Here is a 19,007-nt window from a genome sequence, read left to right on the forward strand (position 1 = left end):
CACGCCCACGGAACCACTGAAGGGGCCGGTCCGCTTGCCGGGCCGGCCCGTCACGTTCCAGCGTAGGAGCTAATTCATGGCCAAACGTGATTACTACGAGACGCTCGGCGTCGCTAAAGGTGCCTCTGCCGACGAGATCAAAAAGGGCTACCGCACCAAAGCCAAGGAATTGCACCCCGATCGCAATGCCGACAACCCCAATGCCGAAGCCCAGTTCAAAGAAGCGAACGAAGCTTACGAAGTCCTGAAAGATCCCGAAAAGAAAGCCGCCTATGACCGGTATGGTCATGCGGCCTTTGAAGGGGGTATGGGCGGTGGCGGTGGCCATCGTGGCGGCGGCTTTGGCGGCGGCGGTCAGGGCGACTTCTCTTCGGCGTTCTCTGACGTGTTTGACGACCTGTTCGGCGACTTCATGGGTGGCCAGCGGGGCGGCGGCGGACGCCGTGCCGCACGCGGTGCCGATCTGCGTTATAACCTCGGGATTACGCTCGAAGATGCGTATCGGGGCATGCAGAAGTCGATCAACGTGCCCACCTCTGTGGCCTGCGATTCCTGTAACGGTTCCGGGTCAGAAGGCGGCGCAGAGCCGACCACCTGCCCCACCTGTTCCGGTATGGGCAAGGTCCGTGCTCAGCAGGGCTTTTTCACGGTCGAACGCACCTGTCCGACCTGTTCGGGCATGGGCCAGATCGTCAAGAACCCCTGTAAATCCTGCCGCGGTGCCGGGCGTGTTGAAAAAGACCGTGCGCTGTCGGTGAACATCCCTGCGGGCGTTGAAACCGGCACACGTATCCGTCTGGCCGGCGAAGGCGAAGCAGGCATGCGCGGCGGGCCGTCGGGTGATCTGTACATCTTTATCGAGGTGCAGGACCACAAGCTGTTCGAACGCGACGGGCCAAACCTGTTCTGCCGCGTTCCCGTTTCGATGAGCACCGCCGCCCTTGGGGGCAGCATCGAGGTGCCAACGATCGACGGTGGTCGTGGCCGCGTGCAAATCCCGGCGGGCAGCCAGTCCGGTCGCCAGATGCGTCTGCGCGGCAAGGGTATGCCCCCGCTGCGTGGGGGTGGTACAGGCGATATGATCATCGAACTGGCAGTCGAGACGCCGGTGAACCTGACCAGCCGCCAAAAGGAATTGTTGCAGGAGTTCGAAACGGAATCCTCCAACAACAATCCTGAAAGCAGCAGCTTCTTTTCGTCGGTGAAATCCTTCTGGGATTCGATGAAAGGGTAAGACCTGAGCATACAAAACATCGGGCGGGGCCGCAGGCTCCGCCCTTTTTGTTTCCGCCCCTGCCCGCGTTAACGGAATGATAACCTCTTTGGCCGCAAGCTGGGCCAATGGGACGCAACAACGCTCACTTTTCTGACCCGCGCCTGCCTTTTCTGGGGGACGAAGCGGTGCCCGCACCGCCCGCATCGGGCAAACAGCCTTCGTATATAGCGGATCACCGACAACGTTTGCGCGCACGCTTTATGCAGGGCGGTGCCGCCGCAATCCCGGACTATGAACTGCTTGAACTGGTGCTCTTCCGCGCCATCCCACGCCGTGATGTCAAACCGCTGGCCCGCGCGCTGATGGACAGGTTCGGTGACTTCAACCGCGTGATCACCGCGCCTGAACCACGGCTTAGGGATATCTCGGGCGTGGGCGACGCGGTGATTGTCGAGCTTAAGGTGATTGAAGCCGCAGCCCACCGTATGGCCCGCTCACGGGTGATGCGGCAGCATGTGCTCTCAGGCTGGGACGCTCTGCTTGACTATTGCCACACTACGATGGCGCACCGCGAAACCGAACAGTTCCGCGTCATTTATTTGGACCGCAAGAACGTCGTCATCGGCGATGAGGAACAGGGCAAGGGCACTGTCGATCACGTCCCCGTCTACCCGCGAGAAGTCGCCAAACGCGCGCTTGAACTGAACGCCAGCGCGCTTATTCTGGTGCATAACCACCCCTCGGGCGACCCGACCCCATCGCAAGCCGACATCGACATGACGCAGCAGATTTTCGCAGCCTGCAGCGCCCTTGGGCTGACCCTGCACGACCATCTGATCATCGGCAAATCACGCGAGCTTAGTTTTCGCAGCGAAGGGTACTTATAAGCGCAACTGTCGTGTTCGAATTTGCGCAGTTTACCGGATCACCCCCCGGCACTAGCTTTGGCCTATGTCCAATACGCCGCCCCCCGACCCGCTTTCCCTGATGCAGCGCGATGGCCTGCCCGATCCGCTGCGTGCGTTGATCAAAGCCTTCCCGCGCGACGGTTGGGAGGAGAACCCGAATTACTCCCGCCTGATCGCGTTCTGGTTGGATCGTCATATGATGTTCCGCCGTCTGCTGGACCAGATGGAGGGGGACGCGCAACTGGCGATGGACCGCGTCGAGCCGCCCGAGACCTACAAACGCAAACTGTCGCGTTTCGGCGGGATGTTGATCAACGAGCTGCACGGTCATCACCATATCGAGGATGCCCAGTATTTTCCGGTGATGGCGCAGCTTGACCGAGGTGCGGCGCAGGGGTTCGATATTTTGGATCGCGACCACCACAGTCTTGATGGTATTTTGAACGATCTGGCCGAGACGGCAAATACCGTCCTGCGCCATGAGGGGGACGCGGCAGGTTTCCTGGACAGTACCGCGGCCATGAAACAGCGGCTGGATGCGTTCAAACCCATGCTGAACCGCCATCTGATCGACGAGGAAGAACTGGTCGTGCCGGTGCTGCTGAAATACGCCCCGCCCCAGTTTCGCTAGGGTTTAGCGCACCCAGACCTCTACCCGCCGGTTGGCCTGACGCCCCCATGCGGTATCATCACAGGCCATTGGCATCGCCTCGCCAAAGGCGTCCAGATCCAGCGTCACACGTTCCAGATTGGCGGTCACCGCCGCGGTGATCACCGCTTGCCGCACGGCTTCTGCCCGACGCAGCGCGATGTCACGGTTGGCGAAAGACGCGCCCTGCCCGTCACTGAACCCCACGAACAACAAACGGCGCGCGTCGTACTGCCCCACCTCGAGCGCGCGGGCGAGTTGCTGCACGTTTGACCGCGATTGTGCATCCAGACGCACCGATCCCGCCTCGAACCGGAAAGAGGTCGACAGCCGCGCCATGGGCTTCAATGCCGCATTCATCCGCTGTAGTTCCTCAAGCGTGATTTCGGGCCCCGCGACAGCAATCGCGTTTGTAAATCGGTTGCCCTGATCCTCGACGGGGATCTCCTCGGGCGTCTGATCCACAAACCCCGCGCGCCGGATCACGATCTGCGCCGCAGGGCTGCGGGTAAAGGCCAGAAACTCACGCGCCACCTGCGGCAGACGGCGGGCCGGAAAGTACAGAAACATCGGCGCGGTCAGCGGGTAATCTTCGGTCTTGATGGTGCGGCGCGAGGCATCGAGCGCAAAGCCGCAGCTGCCAGAGAGCGTCAACACATCGGTATCACGTTGTTCGGCATAGCTGGTGATGCCAAGCGCGAAACTGTCGTTTGCCACCGCTTCCGCCAGATCGGCAGGGCGGGCATGGCGGGTGATATCGTCGGTGAACTTCAGCGTCGCGGGCCGCATCACCTGATCACTGATCGCTTGTGCCAGCCCGCTGCTGGTGTCGGGCAGGTGCAGATCAATGGGTGCGTCCGGCCCGCCAAGCGCCTGCCAGTTGGTCACCTTCCCCGCAAAGGCCCGCGCCAGCATCAACGGAGAGATCTGCTTGACCGGGTTCGAGGCCGACACCACCGGCACAACAGCATCAAGCGACAGCACGCGACTGCGGTTCAGGCCCGTCATATCACCCAACCCCGCCTCGCGCGCGCGGACCCGCTCTTCAGGGCGCATTTCGCGCAGGGACATCACGATATCAGCCTCATCTGCCAGAAGATCGGCAAAGCCTTCGTCACTGTTGCTTGCCCGAAACATGAACAGTGCAACGGTTTGTTCGTTTTTTTCGTCGATCAACCGGTAGGTAAAGCGGTGTTCGTCTTCATCCTCGCGCACAGCGGTATAGCCGTTGCGCTGCGCAAACCCGTCGATCAAGGCAGGCATCAACACTTCACCCATCGTGGCCGAACCCGAAAGCTGCAGCTCGGCGACGAAAGGGTCCAGATTGGGGCAGCCCGGCCCTTCGCATTGAACGCCGGTGCTATCGACCGTCAGCTCGCCATACTCGGTTTCGACGCGGTAGAACTCGCCATCAAAGCCGAGCAAGGTGCCGCTTAGTTCAATCTTGCCATCACGGGAGGACAGCGCGACATCCTGCGCCCCTGCGGACAGCGTCGCCGAACATAAGAAAAGTGCGGCGAGAACCGCCGCACGTATAATCGTGATCATAAGACCCCAAGCGTTGCGTTAGTGTCCCGCAACCTTCATGTCTTGGAGCAGATTATTCAACACAAGAAAGCTGCCGACCGCATCACAATCCGGCACTGCGACGCTTAGGTCGCGCGTTCTAAGCGTGGCATCGCCAAGCAGTTCGATCGATTGCGCCTCTATCTCTTGGCCGCAGTTCGCCTGGATCACTTCGGCTTCCACGGTCAGCGCAACGCGGGCATCGGCGTTTTCCATCGCAGCGGGGAATGTGTACACCTCGGCCACCAGTGGCTCTGCCGCGCTGAGGTCGCCGTTCACAGTCATAAATCCGCCTTCACCGGTGATCGCGGAGGCAACGCTGCGCGGCTTGCCAGCCCAGACATGGCCCGAACCATCATAGTCGGACCCGAATTCGCGGGCGTGCATCTGGAAACCCGTGTCGCCCTTCCATTGCAGAACCACGCGGTCAAATTCGGCCAGATCATCAATCTTCGCATCCGCAATCGCGCCTTCGCCGTTTCCGAAAGCAATGACGAAGGTCGCATCCTGCGCAAGCGCCGGAACGGTAATGTCCAGCGCGCCGGTGTCAGATGTGGTTTGGGTAAAGATCATACCGCTGTGATGCACTGTGATCCGTTCGTTTGGCATGCAGGGTGCCGCCAGTGTCAGGTTCACCATAGCTGCCGCGACGGGGCGCGCGTTCGCGGTGATATCGCAGGTCTGTGTGGCCGCTGGTTCCGTCGCAATTGGGGCGGAAACTGGGCGAGAGATCGGTTCGTCCGCGCTTGCAGCGGCCAACATGACGGGGGCAGAATCGGGCAGCTCCACCGTGGGCTCCAGCGGGGCTGCATTGAACTCGGCCGAGGTGAGGACGATGTCTTCGACCTCGAGCACGGCATTCTCGTTGCTTAGCCGGCGTAGCTCTTGCTCTTTCACAGCGGCGTCAGAGCCATAGCGGGCTGTCGCAGCGTCAGAACTTTGCATCACGTAGCCGATGCCCAAAGCGCAGGCGAGCGTGCCAGCAGCTGTTGCGATCTCTTTCATACGTGCCATCTGGGGGTCCTCACTGGGATAACTTCCCAATGAATATCGCCCAGCAGAGCGGCCCTGTTATGACCCTTGAGGGGAAAGATTTGGGCAGTTTTGAGGCATGCCCAAGCCTTGCTTAGCTGTCGTAATAGCCCTTGCCGTAGGCCCCATAGGCACCGTATTCGCCGCCATAGCCATAGCGTTTCATGCCCTTCTCATCGATCTGGCTGAGCACAAGACCGGTGATCCGCTGGTTCGAGTTGTGGAAGAAGCGCATGGATTCCTCGACCAGACCTTTGTTCGTGCTGTCCCATTTCACAGAGAACAGGATCGCATCGGCATTCTGCGAGATGATACGTGCATCCGGCACAACCAGCACAGGCGGCGTGTCGATGATGATGAAGTCATACTGATCGCGCATCTCGGAGATGAAGGATTTGAACCGATCGGAGGAGAAGATATCCGCCGCGTTCACATTGGTCTTTTCGCCGCCCAGAACATCCGCGCCAAAACCGTCTGGGGTATGGATCGCATCGGCGAATTTCACATCGCCGTTCAGGACAGACGCGATACCGTTGCGCGGCATATCGGGGAAGTATTCGTTCAGCGTGCGGCGGCGAATATCGCCTTCGACCAGCAGGACGGATTTGCCCAGACCGGACAGGAATTTCGCCAGCGACAGCGAGACGGTGGTCTTCCCCTCCCCCGGGATGGATGAGGTCGATACGATGACCTGCGGCTTTTTATCGAGGTTCGACAGCATCAACGAGGTGCGCAGGTTGCGGATCGCTTCGGCGGCGGCAGACGTTGGCTTGTCCGACAGATACTTGAGAGTGTCCTTGCGGTGACGCGAAGGGATCAGCGGGATCTGCCCGATCACGGTATAGCCGGTGTGTTGCTCAAGCTCGTTCGCGGTGCGGAACGTGCGAGTTCTGAATTCGCGTAGCAGTACGAGCCCCGAGCCGACCATCGCCCCGAGGATCATCGCCAGCGCAATGATCTGCGATTTCTTCGGCGCGCTTGGTGAATTTGGCACGACCGAGCTGGACAGCATGCGGCTGTCGGCCTTCTGGATGCCTTCTTGGGCAGAGGTCTCTTTGAGGCGGGTCAGGAAATATTCATACAGCAGACGCGTTGCTTCGGATTCACGGGTCAGCTGTTGCAGCTCAATCAGGTCTTGCCCTTGCGAGGCCAACTGCTCCCCAAGCTCTTCTTCCGAGTTGCGCAGCGCTTCGAGTTGTTGCGTGCTGCGCACCAGATCAGCCCGAACCCGTGTCATCACCGTATCAAACCGGAGGTCAAATGCCGTCTGGTTCGTTTCCGACGACAGCCCGTTGCTAAAGATACGCGTCAGTGCGGCGTCTTGCGCGGCGTCGAGCTTTTCATCGGGCGTTTGCGCGGCCTCTAGGTCAGCAAGGCGTGTTTGAAGCGCCTCGCGGGTCAAGGCGGCACCATCAATGCGGTCACGGAGTTCTTTTATCTGACGCTCGAGCGCTTGCAGGCCCTCGATCGAAACCAGTTGGGTGCGCGCCGTAAATTCGGATACTTTCTTCTCGGCATTCTCAAGCTCGATCTGAAGCTCGGACACACGGTTGCTTAGCCATTCAGTCGCTTTTTCCGTCGCCTCGAATTTCACTTCGATCTGGTTGAGGATGTACAGTTCAACAATCGTATTCGCGATCTGGGCAGATTTAACCGGAGATTCTGTTTCAGCCGTGACGTTGAACACAAGGCTTTGGCGGATATTAGAGACCGAGACCTTGTTCAGCAAAGCCTGCACAACCGCATCGCGGGTTTTGGCTTTCTGAAGCTCGGGGTCCAACTCTTCTTCGGGTGCCCCCGAAGACAGCATCCCCTTGAGGCCAGAGATCATGCCACCGATCATGGATGGTTCGCGCAGTTCGCCGTTAAACTCTGGGTCATCAATCAGGTTCAGCCGGTCGACAACTTTGCCCGCCAACCCACGGGACCGCAGTACCTCAACCTCTGTATTGACCTCGGTGCTATCGCCGGAGAACCCGCCAACCACAGCCTGCAGGTCCACGATGCTGTCTTCTTTGGTGTCCAGAACCACAACCGCGGTGGACCGATAGGTCGGCACAGCCACGCCATAGGCATAGTACCCCGCCAGCAGCATGAAAATCAGTGTGACAGCAGCGATAATCAGTTTGCCGCGCCACAACGTACCAATCAGCGCGCCAAGATCGATGGTGTCGTCATCTTCGTCCCTGGGCCCGGAAAAGTTCGATTGGCTTTGGTTCATCATATGCATGTGGTCCGTTGATCATGGCCAGAACTGGCTAAAAGTAATGTATCAGGCAAGATGCCCGCGGTATCGCAGGTAGCGTCAACGGGCATGAGATGAAGAAGGTCTGCCTGTTATGCGATTGCGCCCAAAGGGTGATGGCGGCCTTGCTAAATCCTTATGAAAAAAATTCAATCAAAAGTCGTGTAAAATTGTCCCCTATCGGGAAATCGCGCTGGAATTACGTCACTTTAGTCCATTCTTGGCGATGTAGCTGGCCAAATCAAGGATCAGTTGCCCGCGTGCCGCTGCAATGGCGGCGGGTCCCCCCTTGGGGTCGAAAGCTACGGTCAGGTCAAACAACCCCGATCGTTCGCTTCCTCCGGTGGATACGGCGACGAAATACTGGCCCGAGGCGCGGAACTGGCCTGTTTCAGCGGCCAGCAATTCGCTGAACCGCAGCTCAAGCCGGGCATCGGGGTAGGCTTCGAATGGCCAAGGCTCGGATGCGATCCGACGGTTGGTGAGGCGCGACAGGTTCTCGCTCAATTCCAAGGCGACGGCCCGTTCGGGCGAATCCGCCCAAAGTTCGTCGGAAGAGCTCACCAACGTACCGTTCGATTTGCGCACGTGGATTTCATCGGCAGCCGCATAGCTGGGCAGCGATACATCACGCACTTCGACCGAGTTGAAGCGGATGCTCACCTGCTCTGTGACCGGGGGCATGTCCACGGCATAGCGATCTGCGGATCCACAAGCGGTAAGAAAGGCCACGAGACCAAGGCTTGCGATACTTTTTACAACGTTCATATTTTACCGTCCCAGCAACAATGAATTGGGGTTACGTTCAATGGTGCGCGCCAAGGATGCAAGCGCATCGGCTGCTTTTTGGATATCACGCATGGTTTCTTGTGCGGTACGGCTGATCTGATCACCCTTGTTGTACCCTTCAATTGTACGCTCTGCCTGCGTGAACAGGGTCGACAGACGGTTCACGATCTGTGGCAGGTCTTGTGCCGACACCGCGATATTATCCGCCGCGTTACGCGCTGATGCCAGCGTCTGGTTCACGTTCTCGACCGCGCCGCCTTCGCGCAGTTCCTGCAGCGTATAGTTCAGCTCGTCCAAGGCGTTTTTCAGCGATCCGGGCAGCGCCACGGCGTCCGGCGTACCAATCACCTGATCGGCAGAGCGGGTCAGCGCGGTCAACTCGTCCACCAGCTGTTGCAGTTCCAACTCGCTTGCCTTGGCAGCGACGGCCTGCATCTCTTCGACCAGTTCGGGCACGCCCTCGGTCGAGGTGCTGAAGGATGTGGCGGCTTCCGAGACGGAGTCAACCGCATCCAGCAGACGTTTCGCCATCTGCTCTTCCTCGAGTGTCGCGACCAGCGTCTCGACACGCAGCAGCGTGGCGTTCAGCGATACGGGGATATTCTGCACCGAGTCCGACGATACCAGCCCCGTGACCTCGTTGATCAACGTGCGGACATCGCGCGGGGTCTGTTGCAGCTCGTCACTGCCAACAAAAGCCTGTAGCGAATTCATCAGACCGATGGCGCTGTTCAACAGCTCTTCGATGGGCAGGTTGTTGATGCGGCTAAAGACACCTTCGACAGTGGCAGCGGCATCTGATGTTTCGTTCTTGGTCGTGGGCATAACAGGGAAGTTTTCGCCCGCGGCCACCAGACGCCCGCTTGGCGCGTCTTCGACCACCACCAGTTCAACCTTCAAACCACCGGTCAACAGGCTGGCAGAGGCAAGCCGCGCGCGCAGACCGTTCACAACACGGTCCTGCAAGAACGCCAGCGCGCTTTCGGCAGATACATCCCCCGGCAGGCCAAGCCGCGCGGGCTGGATGGCCAGCGTCACGTTCAACCGCACGCGGCTGTCACCAAACTGGTCGTAATCCACGATACCGGCAAGGGAGTCGACCTCGCCGATGTTCAGACCGCTCAGCTCGACAGGGGCGCCGACGGCCAGTCCGGAGACGTTTTCATCAAAGATCACGTTGATCAGCAGCGGCTCGACTTCCGAGGCGTTGAAAACCGCGCTGCGGGCGTCTTCCTTGCTTGGGAAAATGTCGAATACGGTGCCGTCTTGCACGCGGTCGCCGCCGGAAACGAATGTATCAAACGTCACCCCGCCCCCGATAAGCGTCGCAATGGACTGAAAGTCGATCTCGGCACCACCTGGCCCAAGGGAGAGGCTGAAACCAGAGCTGTCCCAGAAGCGTGTGCTGCTGTTGATCAGGTTGCGGTGCTCTTCGTAAATCAGCGCCTCTACGATGGCAAAGTTCCCGCGTGGGGCGATCTCTGCCTTGCCCAGACGGCCCACCTCGATCCCGCGATACAGGATCGGGGCATCATCGGTCAGGGTGCCGTTGCCAACGGTGCGGAAGGCGATTTGCAGACCGGATTGCCCGGCGCGGATCAACGGTGGCGAATCCGACCCGACGAACCGTTCGGCAAAATCGCCTACTTCGTCATTCCAGCTGCCCTCGATATAGACGCCGCTGAGCACCGTACCCAACCCCGAGATCCCCTGCGCCGAAACCTCGGGCTGGACGATCCAGAAGGACGCGCTGGCGTCGATAAAGGGGGCCACATTCTTGTCCACGCGGATCGACGCGACGACCTTGCCCAGACCGGTGGTAAAGCCGACTTCCTCGACCCGGCCAACGGTCACGTCACGGTAACGCAATTCGGTCTCGCCCGCCTTGATGCCGGCGCCTTTGTCAAATTCGACAAAAATCACAGGACCGCGGGAATTATAGCTGCTGAACGCAACGCCCAAAGCCGCAACCAACGCCAGGATCGGAATGATCCAGACGATCGACGCGCCGCTCAGGAACAGTTTGCGCGCGGATTTAACCTTAACCTCGGGTGGCGTGTCAGACATGTTGATCGGGATCCCCATCGAAAGCATTCGTGTCCCAGATCAGTCTGGAGTCGAAGGCCTGTGCAGAAAGCATGGTAAAAATGACCGACAAGGCGAAAAACATGCTCGCAGGGCCGGGGTTAATGGTCGCAAGGGTTTTGAGTTGCACCAGCGACGAAAGGATCGCAACCACAAAGATATCGATCATAGACCAGCGGCCGATATACTCGACAATTTCATACATCACATGGCGCGACCGATGTGCCGCCGCATTACGCGTCTTAACGCTGACCGCCAGATAAGCGATTGCCCAGAACTTGGCCAGCGGGATCGCGACCGACGCGAGCAGGATGATAAAGGCAATACCGTAAGAGCCGTGATGCGCCAGTTCGACCGCACCGCCGACGATGGTGCTTTCATCCACCTGAAACAGGGTCCGCGTTTTCAGCATCGGGTACATATTGGCGGGGATATAGCACATCAGCCCCACGACCCAGAACGCCCAGACCCGCTGCATACTGCCAAAGTCGCGCGACAGCATCTTGTGGCCGCAGCGTTGACAGACAGGCGTGCCGATAGGCCACGCACGGGTACACCGTGTGCAGGCCACCAACCCCATTTCGCGGGCGCTTAGGATTTTTTGGGATTTTCCAGCGAATTCCATACCGACCATTTACACATGAATTTGTCCTGCGCCACAATCAGAACAACCAAACCACAAAACATCCAGAAAGCTGGCCCAAACCCCACAGTCGCCAGATCGGCAATCTTCACCAGCGCCACGGCACAGCCAAGCGCGAAAATCTCGGCCATCGACCACGGTTGCAACGCTTGCGACAGGCGGAACGCCTGCATTGCGTGGCGTGCGGGCGGCAGGTCCAGCACGATGGGCACCAGCACATAAAGCGTCAGCATCACCCGCGCCAAGGGCACCAGCATGATCAAGGCAGCCGTCGCCAGCGACAGCAGCAAAAGCGGCCCGCTGGAAAACGCCAGCGCCGCGTCCATCACAGAGACAGAGTTCTTGTTGCCCGCCGCATCAATATCCAGAAACGGAAAGAACGTCGCACCAAGGATCAGAACAAAGGTGGCAATGGCGATGGCAATGATCTTCAGCCCCGCCTTTTTGCGCGGTTCGATCAACACGGTATGGCACCGTTCGCAAACCGCCTTCTCGCCGACCTTGGGCACCTTGAGGTGATACACGGCGTCGCATTGGGGGCAGACGATGATCTCCTCCAGATTGACGGATGGTGCAGGGTCGACGGTGTCTTTCATCCCCTCGGTATAAAGGAGATCACAAACCGTGTGTATCGAATTCTGGACACGAAAAGTTCATTCTGGGCATCGGCGGAATCCCGTCAATGCAGGTTCCAGCGCTGGAACATTCGCGCAATGTCTTTGTTGTGTCGGTGAAGATAGCGAACATGAAAGGAGCTTTCTAATGACACAGATCACAGACGCGAAAATTCTGATCCTATCCACCAATGGTTTCGAGCAATCCGAGCTGGAGCGCCCGTTGAATGACCTCAAAGCCAAAGGGGCCACGGTGCATGTTGCCACCCCTGATGGCAAAGACATCAAGGGCTGGGACAAGGACGACTGGGGCAACACAGTTGCTGCCGATAAAGCCCTGTCGGATGTCACTGTTGATGACTATGACGCGATTGTCCTGCCCGGCGGTCAGATCAACCCCGACCTGCTGCGCGCCAACAAGGACGCCGTATCGCTGATCAAAAGCTTTGCTGACGCAGGCAAGACCGTTGCCGCGATCTGCCACGCCCCTTGGCTGCTGATCGAAGCTGGCATCATCAAGGGCCGCGCCGCAACCTCCTACGCCTCGATCGCGACGGATGTGAAAAACGCCGGTGCGCATTACGAGGACAGCGAAGTCGTCGTGGACCAAGGCATTATCACCAGCCGCTCCCCGGAAGATCTGGATGCGTTTATCGCCAAGATCGTCGAGGAAGTCGAAGAAGGTGAACACAACCGCAAAGCCGCTTGAATCAGGCTACAGCGAAACACAAAGGCGGGGTATGTGCCCCGCCTTTTTTCGTGTGCAGGGATAGAGTTACGCCACAACCCCCGGCATCAGGACGTTGCGCGACCCTTCCTCGAACGCGTCCAGCTTCTGATGCCAGACGGTTCCGGGCCAGCGGTGCTCCATCTCGCGTTTGCGGGGGCGATAGACAGCGGTATAAAGCGTGCCGAAGCCTGCGTTGAACTGGTGCGAATAGAGCGGCGGTTTCAGGAACGTGTTGATGAATTTCTCTTCCGGATCACGGTGAAACCGCAACCGTTGCAGCAGATATCTCTCGCGTTCAACCGTCGCCGTAAAGCGCGCATGGCTGATCCATTCGACGTTTTCCTGATGGTTGGTCGCCACCGCTGCCTTGGTGATGATCGCAGGCCGGTCCGGTGCCATCAGCGCCGTCAGATACTTGCGTTTGCGGTCCAGCACGGTGACGTTATAGCTCATGTGGGTCGGCACACGTGCCAGAATTTCGCCCGCTTGCTCGGCAGTCTCGCAGGTTTGCAGCACATAGCGCAGGATCAGCGGCACGCCAAAGCCCACCCCCACCACACGACGGCCCCCAAAGGTGAGCGATATCGACAGCCCCGCGTCGTTCACCCCGTCCACCAGCCCGAACAACCCGTCAGAGGTGCCCATCACGCGGCGCCCCTTCCAGCCGGTGTGCAGCACCAGACTGTCGAAAGCGTTGGTGTTATAGTCATAATTGCGCACCATGACAGGTTCCTTGCCGCCCCAGACCGCCTGACTACATCCCGACAGATAGGGCGGCGGGCAGTAAAAGCTCAGGAACCTTGCCGCCAGATCACCCCCGCCCGCCTGATCACATAGATCTTCGTACAGCGGGATGAGGTCGGGCATATGCGCCTTGAGCGCACGACGACATTCGGCATAGGTCGGGCGCGCGGGCTCGCCCTCCTTCAGCCACCATTTACGGTAGTGAGGCCAGTATTCGGCGAAAAGCCCGGCCCATTTGGGACCGGGCAGTTCTTCTGAAATGGCACGCCACAGCATGTGCTGCCCTTTCGGTGCTTAGAGGATTTTGAACGCCGGATCAGACATCGCCGGACCCGCCTCTGCGACGGGCAGAGGACGACCGTTCACCGATTGCTTGATCCCGTGAATCCACTTTTTCGCGCGCTCATTCAACTGGAAAGACTTCGTCATCGACCGACCGCGGGTCACAAGGATGCCAATATCGGCCCCTTCATAGCGGTAATCACCCGGTTGCAGGATGCGCAGGAAGAACGCTTCGTTCTCGGACTCCACGGCGCGACGGTGATAATCGAAACGGTCGAACACAACGCGGCCATCTTCCAGCATCTTGTAAATGCCTGTTTCGGGCGCTTCGGTGCAGATATCGACGCTGTCTTCGGTATGTTTGATCACCATCTGGCTCCAGCCGTCGATCATCTCGGGGTCGGCCCAACGGTTGTTCAGCTCTTCAACATCCAGATTGAACTTCTTCTTGCTGAATTCCAGCAGGTGGAACAGGAACAAGGGCGCATCCGCATGGGCAAAGGCGGCGTGGTTCGTCATCGACGACGCGCCCGTGATGCGCGGGTTCAGCTCGCCCAGCCAGATGTCACCGGTCTTTTTGTCGATCAGGAAGTCGAGCTCGAAATAGCCGCGATAGCCTTCCTTGCGCAGCTGTTCGCCGAACTTATAGGTCAGCTCGCGCGCTTTCTGGCGGACCTTGGGCGGGAAGGCGGTCGACAGGATTTCATTGCCACACCAGCCCCCGCGATAGGGCGTCAGATCCTTGAAACCGACCAGCTCCGTCATCAAGGGGCCAACGATCGTCCCTTCTTTGGTGGCACAAGCCTCGATCGCGGAACCGCGGCAGTCGATCCGCTTCATGATCTTGATCTCGCCCTCGCCGACGATCTCGGATTCATGACGGCGGAAGTCTGCTTCGGACTTGATAAAGAACGTCGTGTGGCCACTGTCACCAAAGGCGGATTGCAGCACCAGATCGTGACCGATCCCGGCCTTCTCGCAGGTCTTCTTGAGGTCTTCGTAATCCTTGACCTCGGCCAGCACATTCGGCACCGACGGCACACCGGCCTTGTTGCCGATCCGCACGGTTTCGATCTTGTTGTCCATCTTTTGGCGCAGCTTGGCCTTGGGGAACCAGACATCCGCCCCCAGTTCTTTCGACAGGCGTTCGGTTTCCTCGTCGAACATCAGGAACACGAACTTGGGCTTGCCACCGCGCCGCTTGACGAAATCGATGACTTCTTTGTGCTGCAACAGATAGTTGTTGATGTCTTCGATGCTCTGGAATTCAGCGTGGGGCTGTTCCGAGGGGCAGAACACATTGGGGTGCTTGCCGCCGTAGCAGTCGATGTAGCAGATATACTTAAAGTTTTTCACCCACTCATCGAGACCAAGAAGGTTAAAGTTCGTGGCCGAGATAAAGTAAACAGGGTCTTCGTTACGGTGAAAGAACCGGCGAATTTCCGAGATATTCTTGAGAACAGTCGTTGTCATGATATTTGGTCCTTTGCTTAATCTTAGTCAGGTGAAGACGACAGGTTTTTCTTGCGCACCCGTTTCAGCGCCGCATCCGTAAAGACGCGCAGCCCCAGATCGGGGCGGTAACCGTGGATTTCGCTGACGTCCAAATTCCGCATGAACGACAGGATTTCCTGGCTTACCACCTGTCCGGGGACGAGGATGGGAAAGCCGGGGGGATAGGGGATGATAAAGCTGGCGGACACGACCGTCTGGTTGGCGTCCATCGCCTCTTTCAGCGTGCCGTTCAACTCTAGGTAATCGGTGTTCTTCTCGTCATAAGCGAGGAAGAACGCCGTGCGGATATCCCCTTCGGAGGTGACATCGTCGTTGCGGAAGGCCTCGTGAAAGCGGCTGAAGTCCGGCAGCGGCGGGTAGTTCTCCATCAGGTTGGCGACGCGGTTGTCGAAAGACCGACGCTCCATCTTGCTGGCGTCATCCAGACGGTCATCCAGCGATTTCGCGATCTCGACCAGCACCTCGATCAGATAGGCGACGCTGGACCGCGTGGTGCCGATATTGGTCATGAACAAGACCGTGTTGCGCGAGGTCTTGTTGATCTGGATGCCGTATTTATCCATCAGGATATCGGTCTTGAACGTGTCACCGTCCCAGCCCGTCCCACCGACCAGCAGCGTCACGCGGCTGGCATCGAGGACGAACTGGTCTTTCTCCCAGCAGTCCCACATATCGGTCCAGCCCTGTTCCTGATGGTAATAGCTGGTCACCCCGCTTTCGCGGTATTCCTCGGGGATCATGTCGCCCGCTGTCAGCACCTTGAAGTATTTGCTCAGCAGCGGGTGGTCGGCAATCGCACGACGCATGGACAAAGCGGCCTCGATCTGGCGCTGCACGAATTCGAAGCCTTCAAGCTCTACCTGTCGTCGCCCCACATCAAGCGAGGCGATGATCTGGTAGTTCGGCGAGGTTGAGGTATGGGTCATATAGGCTTCGTGGAAGCTTTGTTCGACCTCGCCCTTAAAGTCCTGATCATTCACGTGAATCATCGATCCCTGCCGCAGGGAGGTCAGCGTTTTATGGGTCGATTGCGTGGTATAGACCCGCACCCGCGAATCCGGCGCAGGGATCAAACGCGTGTTCAGCAGCGTCTCGTCGTCGGCATCCTTCAGTTCAGCCTGCTGCTTTTCATAGGCGATGCGGTGGTCGTCCGACTTGAACCGCGCGCGCAGCGTATTGGCTGCGTTCATGCCCGTACGCTGGCGGTAGGTCGGGTTGAAACGGGCAAAAGCGAACCACGCCTCGTCCCACAGGAAAATGAGGTCGGGCTTGATCGCCAGACATTCCTCCATCACCCGTTCGACGTTATAGACCAGCCCGTCAAAGGTACAGTTTGTCAGCAGCAACATGCGCACCTGATCCAGCTTGCCCGCGGCCTTGAGCGCCAGAAGCTGATGCTTGATCTCGCGCAGGGGCACGGCACCGTACATCGAATATTCATTCAGCGGATAGCTATCAAGATAGCACACCTGCGCCCCCGCCAGCACCATCCCGTAGTGGTGGGATTTGTGGCAATCGCGGTCGACCAGCACGATGTCACCGGGGCGCACCAGAGCCTGCACCACGATCTTGTTGCAGGTCGAAGTGCCATTGGTGGCAAAGAACGTCTGCTTGGACCCGAAGGCGCGACTGGCAAGCTCTTGCGCCTCCTTGATCGGCCCGTGGGGTTCAAGCAAGCTGTCCAGCCCGCCAGAGGTGGCAGAGGTTTCGGCCAAAAAGATGTTCGGCCCGTAGAACGCGCCCATGTCCTGAATCCAATGCGACCGCGTGATCGACTTGCCGCGGCTGATCGGCATCGCGTGGAAAACGCCCGTGGGCTGTTTGGAATATTCGACAAGCGCCGTGAAGAAGGGCGATTTGTTCCGCGCCTGCACCCCGCGCAAAATGTTCAGATGCAGCTCCATAAAGTCTTCTTGGTTATAAAAGACCCGACGGCAGATCCCCAGATCCAGACCCGCGATATCCTCGACCGACCGTTCGGTCACCAGATAGGCGTCCAGCTCGGGACGAACCTTGGCGATCATGCGGCAAAGTTCGGGGCCGTAGTTCTCGGGCTGGAGCTTGTCGATCTCCTCCTGCCCACCAGCGCGGGCGAGGTAGCGTACCAGTATCGTCTCGTCCATCTTGGACTTGAGCGTCAGGCCCGGGCGCACAACGATGGCCTGGATATTATGGTTGAACAGCACCGCGATCAGCGCGTCTTCGATGGATTTGACCACCACGGCTTCGTAGTGGAACGGGTCTTCGGGGCGGCGCATCCGGCTGACGTTGGATTTCAGCCAGCGCTCTTGCTGGTCGTTCACATCATCGACGATCAGCACCTCGAAATACGGTTTGGTCAGCGCCCGCGCCTCGGGGGACAGCATCGCCTCGTCGTCATGCTCGTCGTGATCGATGCTGTCGCGTTCCAGCGGGATGGTGCGACGGCGATAGGCCCCTGTTGTCAGCGCCCGCGTGATGCGGTTCACCGCAAAGGCCATGTCGTCAAAGCTGTTGTTATTCAGCATCCGTTGCAGGTGTTCGAACGCCGCCATGCCCGGAAAGGCCCAATAGGGTTCGATCAGCGACAGGGAGTCAAACAGCGCGGCGCATTTGCTGCGCAGGGCTTCGATTTCCTTGGCTGTGGTGGCGCGGGTCAGGCCGCTCGCCGCTTCACGCAGCGCGCTCCATCGGTCGGACCTCAGCTGAATTGCCGACGAATAATCGTTCATAGAATGCATCAATCGTACTCCGCTTTGGGCGGTCGACTGCTGCATCCCGGTGTCCGGCACTTTTGAAAAGCGCCGGACCTGAACGCCTCAGCCTAGCCGCTAGATGTCGGCCCGCTGCCCGGCAGATCACCGGGCTTTACGGGTGGATTTGGTGTCGCTGCAGCCGGAGCCACAGGTGTTTCGGCAGGGGCCGTGATATTGGCAGTCCCCGCCGTTGGATTTGGTAGCGGTTCGGGGGCAAAGCCCGGCTGAACCGCAGGTGTCGTTGTTTCATGCCCTTTGAACACGGGCGCGTCCGGCACCCGCTGCGCGGGCACATCGACGTGCAGACCGGCGCGGGTCCCCTGATGGGGCACCTCAAGCGGGCCAAGCGTGTTCAGATAGGCGTCTGTCCCGCTGGAACGGTCATAGATCGAAAAGTCGGTAGACCGGTCGCGGAAGGATTTAAGGACCTGCCCCAGACCCTTCATGCCGGTTTCGCGCTGACGACGCACCATCGACAGATCGACTTCGATCGGGAACATGTCTTCCTGACCGGCGGACTGGTGCAGGACCATCGATGTCGGATCGACGACCAGCGATTTACCGACGCCACCTGCGCCCAGACCGTTGACTGCAAAGACATAGCACTGGAACTGCGCCGCGGTCGCGCGGGCAATCGCCAGCTCTGCGTCACGGTCGGTGGTGCCGGTCAGAACCGGTGTCAGCAGAACCTCGACGCCTTGGCTGGTCAACTGGCGCGTGGTTTCGGGGAACCACATGTCATAGCAGATCGACAAGCCGAAACGCCCGACTTCCGGCACGTCGAACACACAGAATTCGGTGCCCGCCGCGATGCCGGATTCATAGGGCCGGAACGGGAACATCTTGGCGTAGCGGCGGATGATCTCGCCCTCGGGGTTGATCACAACGGCAGTGTTGTACACGCGCCCGTCCTCGGGGTTCTTGAGGAACATGGAGCCGGGGATCAGCCAGACACGGTGCTTGCGTGCAGCGGCCTGAAACACCTCGAGCGTTTCATTCTCGGGGGGCAATGCAAACCGGTCAAGCGGGCCAAAGGGGGCCAGCTCGGAAAACAGGACCATCTGGGTCCAGGGAAAACGCGCCATCAGGATGTCCAGCCGTTGGATCATGCCATCGACGTTGGACTCCAGCGCGTTGACGTACATCTGCACGCCTGCAATCGCAAAAGGTGTCATAACTTGTCACTCCGTCCAAACGGGCGGAAGGGGCCGGAAATACTCCGCCCATACGCCCAAGGTGACAAGTCCATACTCC

At 59.1% G+C, this 19,007-nt stretch carries 15 protein-coding genes; 4 read left to right on the forward strand and 11 right to left on the reverse strand.

The features are described from left to right. Nucleotides 1–76: 76 nt before the first annotated feature. The 3 genes from dnaJ (at nt 77) to ACTRWK_RS05350 (ending at nt 2,755) form a co-directional block, all read left to right on the forward strand. A complete protein-coding gene (gene dnaJ, locus ACTRWK_RS05340) occupies nt 77–1,234 on the forward strand; it encodes a molecular chaperone DnaJ (protein ID WP_289081372.1) in 1,158 nt (385 codons plus the stop codon). Between the two features lie 107 nt (nt 1,235–1,341). Next, nucleotides 1,342–2,103, forward strand: coding sequence for a RadC family protein (radC, locus tag ACTRWK_RS05345; protein WP_005850587.1), 762 nt, complete (start codon nt 1,342–1,344; stop codon nt 2,101–2,103). A 64-nt stretch (nt 2,104–2,167) separates the two neighbouring features. Next, the gene (locus ACTRWK_RS05350) at nt 2,168–2,755 is read left to right on the forward strand and encodes a hemerythrin domain-containing protein (RefSeq protein WP_184583630.1); all 588 of its coding nucleotides are present in this window, start codon (nt 2,168–2,170) and stop codon (nt 2,753–2,755) included. Between the two features lie 3 nt (nt 2,756–2,758). Here ACTRWK_RS05350 and ACTRWK_RS05355 read toward each other — a convergent pair whose 3' ends face one another. From ACTRWK_RS05355 to ACTRWK_RS05385, 7 genes are all read right to left on the reverse strand, one after another. Further along, nucleotides 2,759–4,321 (reverse strand): phosphate ABC transporter substrate-binding/OmpA family protein, encoded by a 1,563-nt coding sequence (locus tag ACTRWK_RS05355; RefSeq protein ID WP_289081373.1) that lies wholly within the window; start codon nt 4,319–4,321, stop codon nt 2,759–2,761. A gap of 18 nt (nt 4,322–4,339) precedes the next feature. Then, a complete protein-coding gene (locus ACTRWK_RS05360; protein ID WP_009825634.1) occupies nt 4,340–5,353 on the reverse strand; it encodes a hypothetical protein in 1,014 nt (337 codons plus the stop codon). 112 nt (nt 5,354–5,465) lie between these two features. After that, nucleotides 5,466–7,601 (reverse strand): GumC family protein, encoded by a 2,136-nt coding sequence (locus ACTRWK_RS05365; RefSeq protein ID WP_289084196.1) that lies wholly within the window; start codon nt 7,599–7,601, stop codon nt 5,466–5,468. A 219-nt stretch (nt 7,602–7,820) separates the two neighbouring features. Beyond that, a complete protein-coding gene (locus ACTRWK_RS05370; RefSeq protein ID WP_289081375.1) occupies nt 7,821–8,384 on the reverse strand; it encodes a PqiC family protein in 564 nt (187 codons plus the stop codon). A 3-nt stretch (nt 8,385–8,387) separates the two neighbouring features. Continuing rightward, complete coding sequence (locus ACTRWK_RS05375) at nt 8,388–10,472, reverse strand: MlaD family protein (RefSeq protein ID WP_235183731.1); 2,085 nt, start codon at nt 10,470–10,472, stop codon at nt 8,388–8,390. Then, nucleotides 10,465–11,070, reverse strand: coding sequence for a paraquat-inducible protein A (locus tag ACTRWK_RS05380; protein ID WP_009825638.1), 606 nt, complete (start codon nt 11,068–11,070; stop codon nt 10,465–10,467). Before ACTRWK_RS05380 ends, ACTRWK_RS05375 begins: the two co-directional genes overlap by 8 nt. 11 nt (nt 11,071–11,081) lie before the next feature. Then, the gene (locus ACTRWK_RS05385) at nt 11,082–11,729 is read right to left on the reverse strand and encodes a paraquat-inducible protein A (protein WP_005850602.1); all 648 of its coding nucleotides are present in this window, start codon (nt 11,727–11,729) and stop codon (nt 11,082–11,084) included. Between the two features lie 166 nt (nt 11,730–11,895). Here ACTRWK_RS05385 and ACTRWK_RS05390 point away from each other — a divergent pair, with 166 nt between their 5' ends. Further along, a complete protein-coding gene (locus ACTRWK_RS05390) occupies nt 11,896–12,456 on the forward strand; it encodes a type 1 glutamine amidotransferase domain-containing protein (RefSeq protein ID WP_064217270.1) in 561 nt (186 codons plus the stop codon). A 66-nt stretch (nt 12,457–12,522) separates the two neighbouring features. Here ACTRWK_RS05390 and ACTRWK_RS05395 read toward each other — a convergent pair whose 3' ends face one another. From ACTRWK_RS05395 to ACTRWK_RS05410, 4 genes are all read right to left on the reverse strand, one after another. Then, a complete protein-coding gene (locus ACTRWK_RS05395) occupies nt 12,523–13,497 on the reverse strand; it encodes a C45 family autoproteolytic acyltransferase/hydolase (RefSeq protein ID WP_037965586.1) in 975 nt (324 codons plus the stop codon). 18 nt (nt 13,498–13,515) lie between these two features. Beyond that, a complete protein-coding gene (locus ACTRWK_RS05400) occupies nt 13,516–14,976 on the reverse strand; it encodes a biotin carboxylase (RefSeq protein WP_005850608.1) in 1,461 nt (486 codons plus the stop codon). A gap of 23 nt (nt 14,977–14,999) precedes the next feature. Then, entirely contained in the window at nt 15,000–17,738 is a 2,739-nt protein-coding gene (locus ACTRWK_RS05405; RefSeq protein ID WP_005850610.1) for an aminotransferase class I/II-fold pyridoxal phosphate-dependent enzyme, read from the reverse strand. Between the two features lie 83 nt (nt 17,739–17,821). Beyond that, the gene (locus ACTRWK_RS05410) at nt 17,822–18,928 is read right to left on the reverse strand and encodes a carbon-nitrogen hydrolase family protein (RefSeq protein WP_009825643.1); all 1,107 of its coding nucleotides are present in this window, start codon (nt 18,926–18,928) and stop codon (nt 17,822–17,824) included. Nucleotides 18,929–19,007: the final 79 nt, after the last annotated feature.

It is taken from the genome of Sulfitobacter sp. G5_S2_6_S6 (genome assembly GCF_054968505.1).

Coding starts and splice junctions, on each gene's coding strand:
- dnaJ (WP_289081372.1), top strand. CDS start 77: ATGGCCAAACGTGATTACTACGAGACGCTCGGCGTCGCTAAAGGTGCC.
- radC (WP_005850587.1), top strand. CDS start 1,342: ATGGGACGCAACAACGCTCACTTTTCTGACCCGCGCCTGCCTTTTCTG.
- ACTRWK_RS05350 (WP_184583630.1), top strand. CDS start 2,168: ATGTCCAATACGCCGCCCCCCGACCCGCTTTCCCTGATGCAGCGCGAT.
- ACTRWK_RS05355 (WP_289081373.1), bottom strand. CDS start 4,321: ATGATCACGATTATACGTGCGGCGGTTCTCGCCGCACTTTTCTTATGT.
- ACTRWK_RS05360 (WP_009825634.1), bottom strand. CDS start 5,353: ATGGCACGTATGAAAGAGATCGCAACAGCTGCTGGCACGCTCGCCTGC.
- ACTRWK_RS05365 (WP_289084196.1), bottom strand. CDS start 7,601: ATGCATATGATGAACCAAAGCCAATCGAACTTTTCCGGGCCCAGGGAC.
- ACTRWK_RS05370 (WP_289081375.1), bottom strand. CDS start 8,384: ATGAACGTTGTAAAAAGTATCGCAAGCCTTGGTCTCGTGGCCTTTCTT.
- ACTRWK_RS05375 (WP_235183731.1), bottom strand. CDS start 10,472: ATGTCTGACACGCCACCCGAGGTTAAGGTTAAATCCGCGCGCAAACTG.
- ACTRWK_RS05380 (WP_009825638.1), bottom strand. CDS start 11,070: ATGGGGTTGGTGGCCTGCACACGGTGTACCCGTGCGTGGCCTATCGGC.
- ACTRWK_RS05385 (WP_005850602.1), bottom strand. CDS start 11,729: ATGAAAGACACCGTCGACCCTGCACCATCCGTCAATCTGGAGGAGATC.
- ACTRWK_RS05390 (WP_064217270.1), top strand. CDS start 11,896: ATGACACAGATCACAGACGCGAAAATTCTGATCCTATCCACCAATGGT.
- ACTRWK_RS05395 (WP_037965586.1), bottom strand. CDS start 13,497: ATGCTGTGGCGTGCCATTTCAGAAGAACTGCCCGGTCCCAAATGGGCC.
- ACTRWK_RS05400 (WP_005850608.1), bottom strand. CDS start 14,976: ATGACAACGACTGTTCTCAAGAATATCTCGGAAATTCGCCGGTTCTTT.
- ACTRWK_RS05405 (WP_005850610.1), bottom strand. CDS start 17,738: ATGCATTCTATGAACGATTATTCGTCGGCAATTCAGCTGAGGTCCGAC.
- ACTRWK_RS05410 (WP_009825643.1), bottom strand. CDS start 18,928: ATGACACCTTTTGCGATTGCAGGCGTGCAGATGTACGTCAACGCGCTG.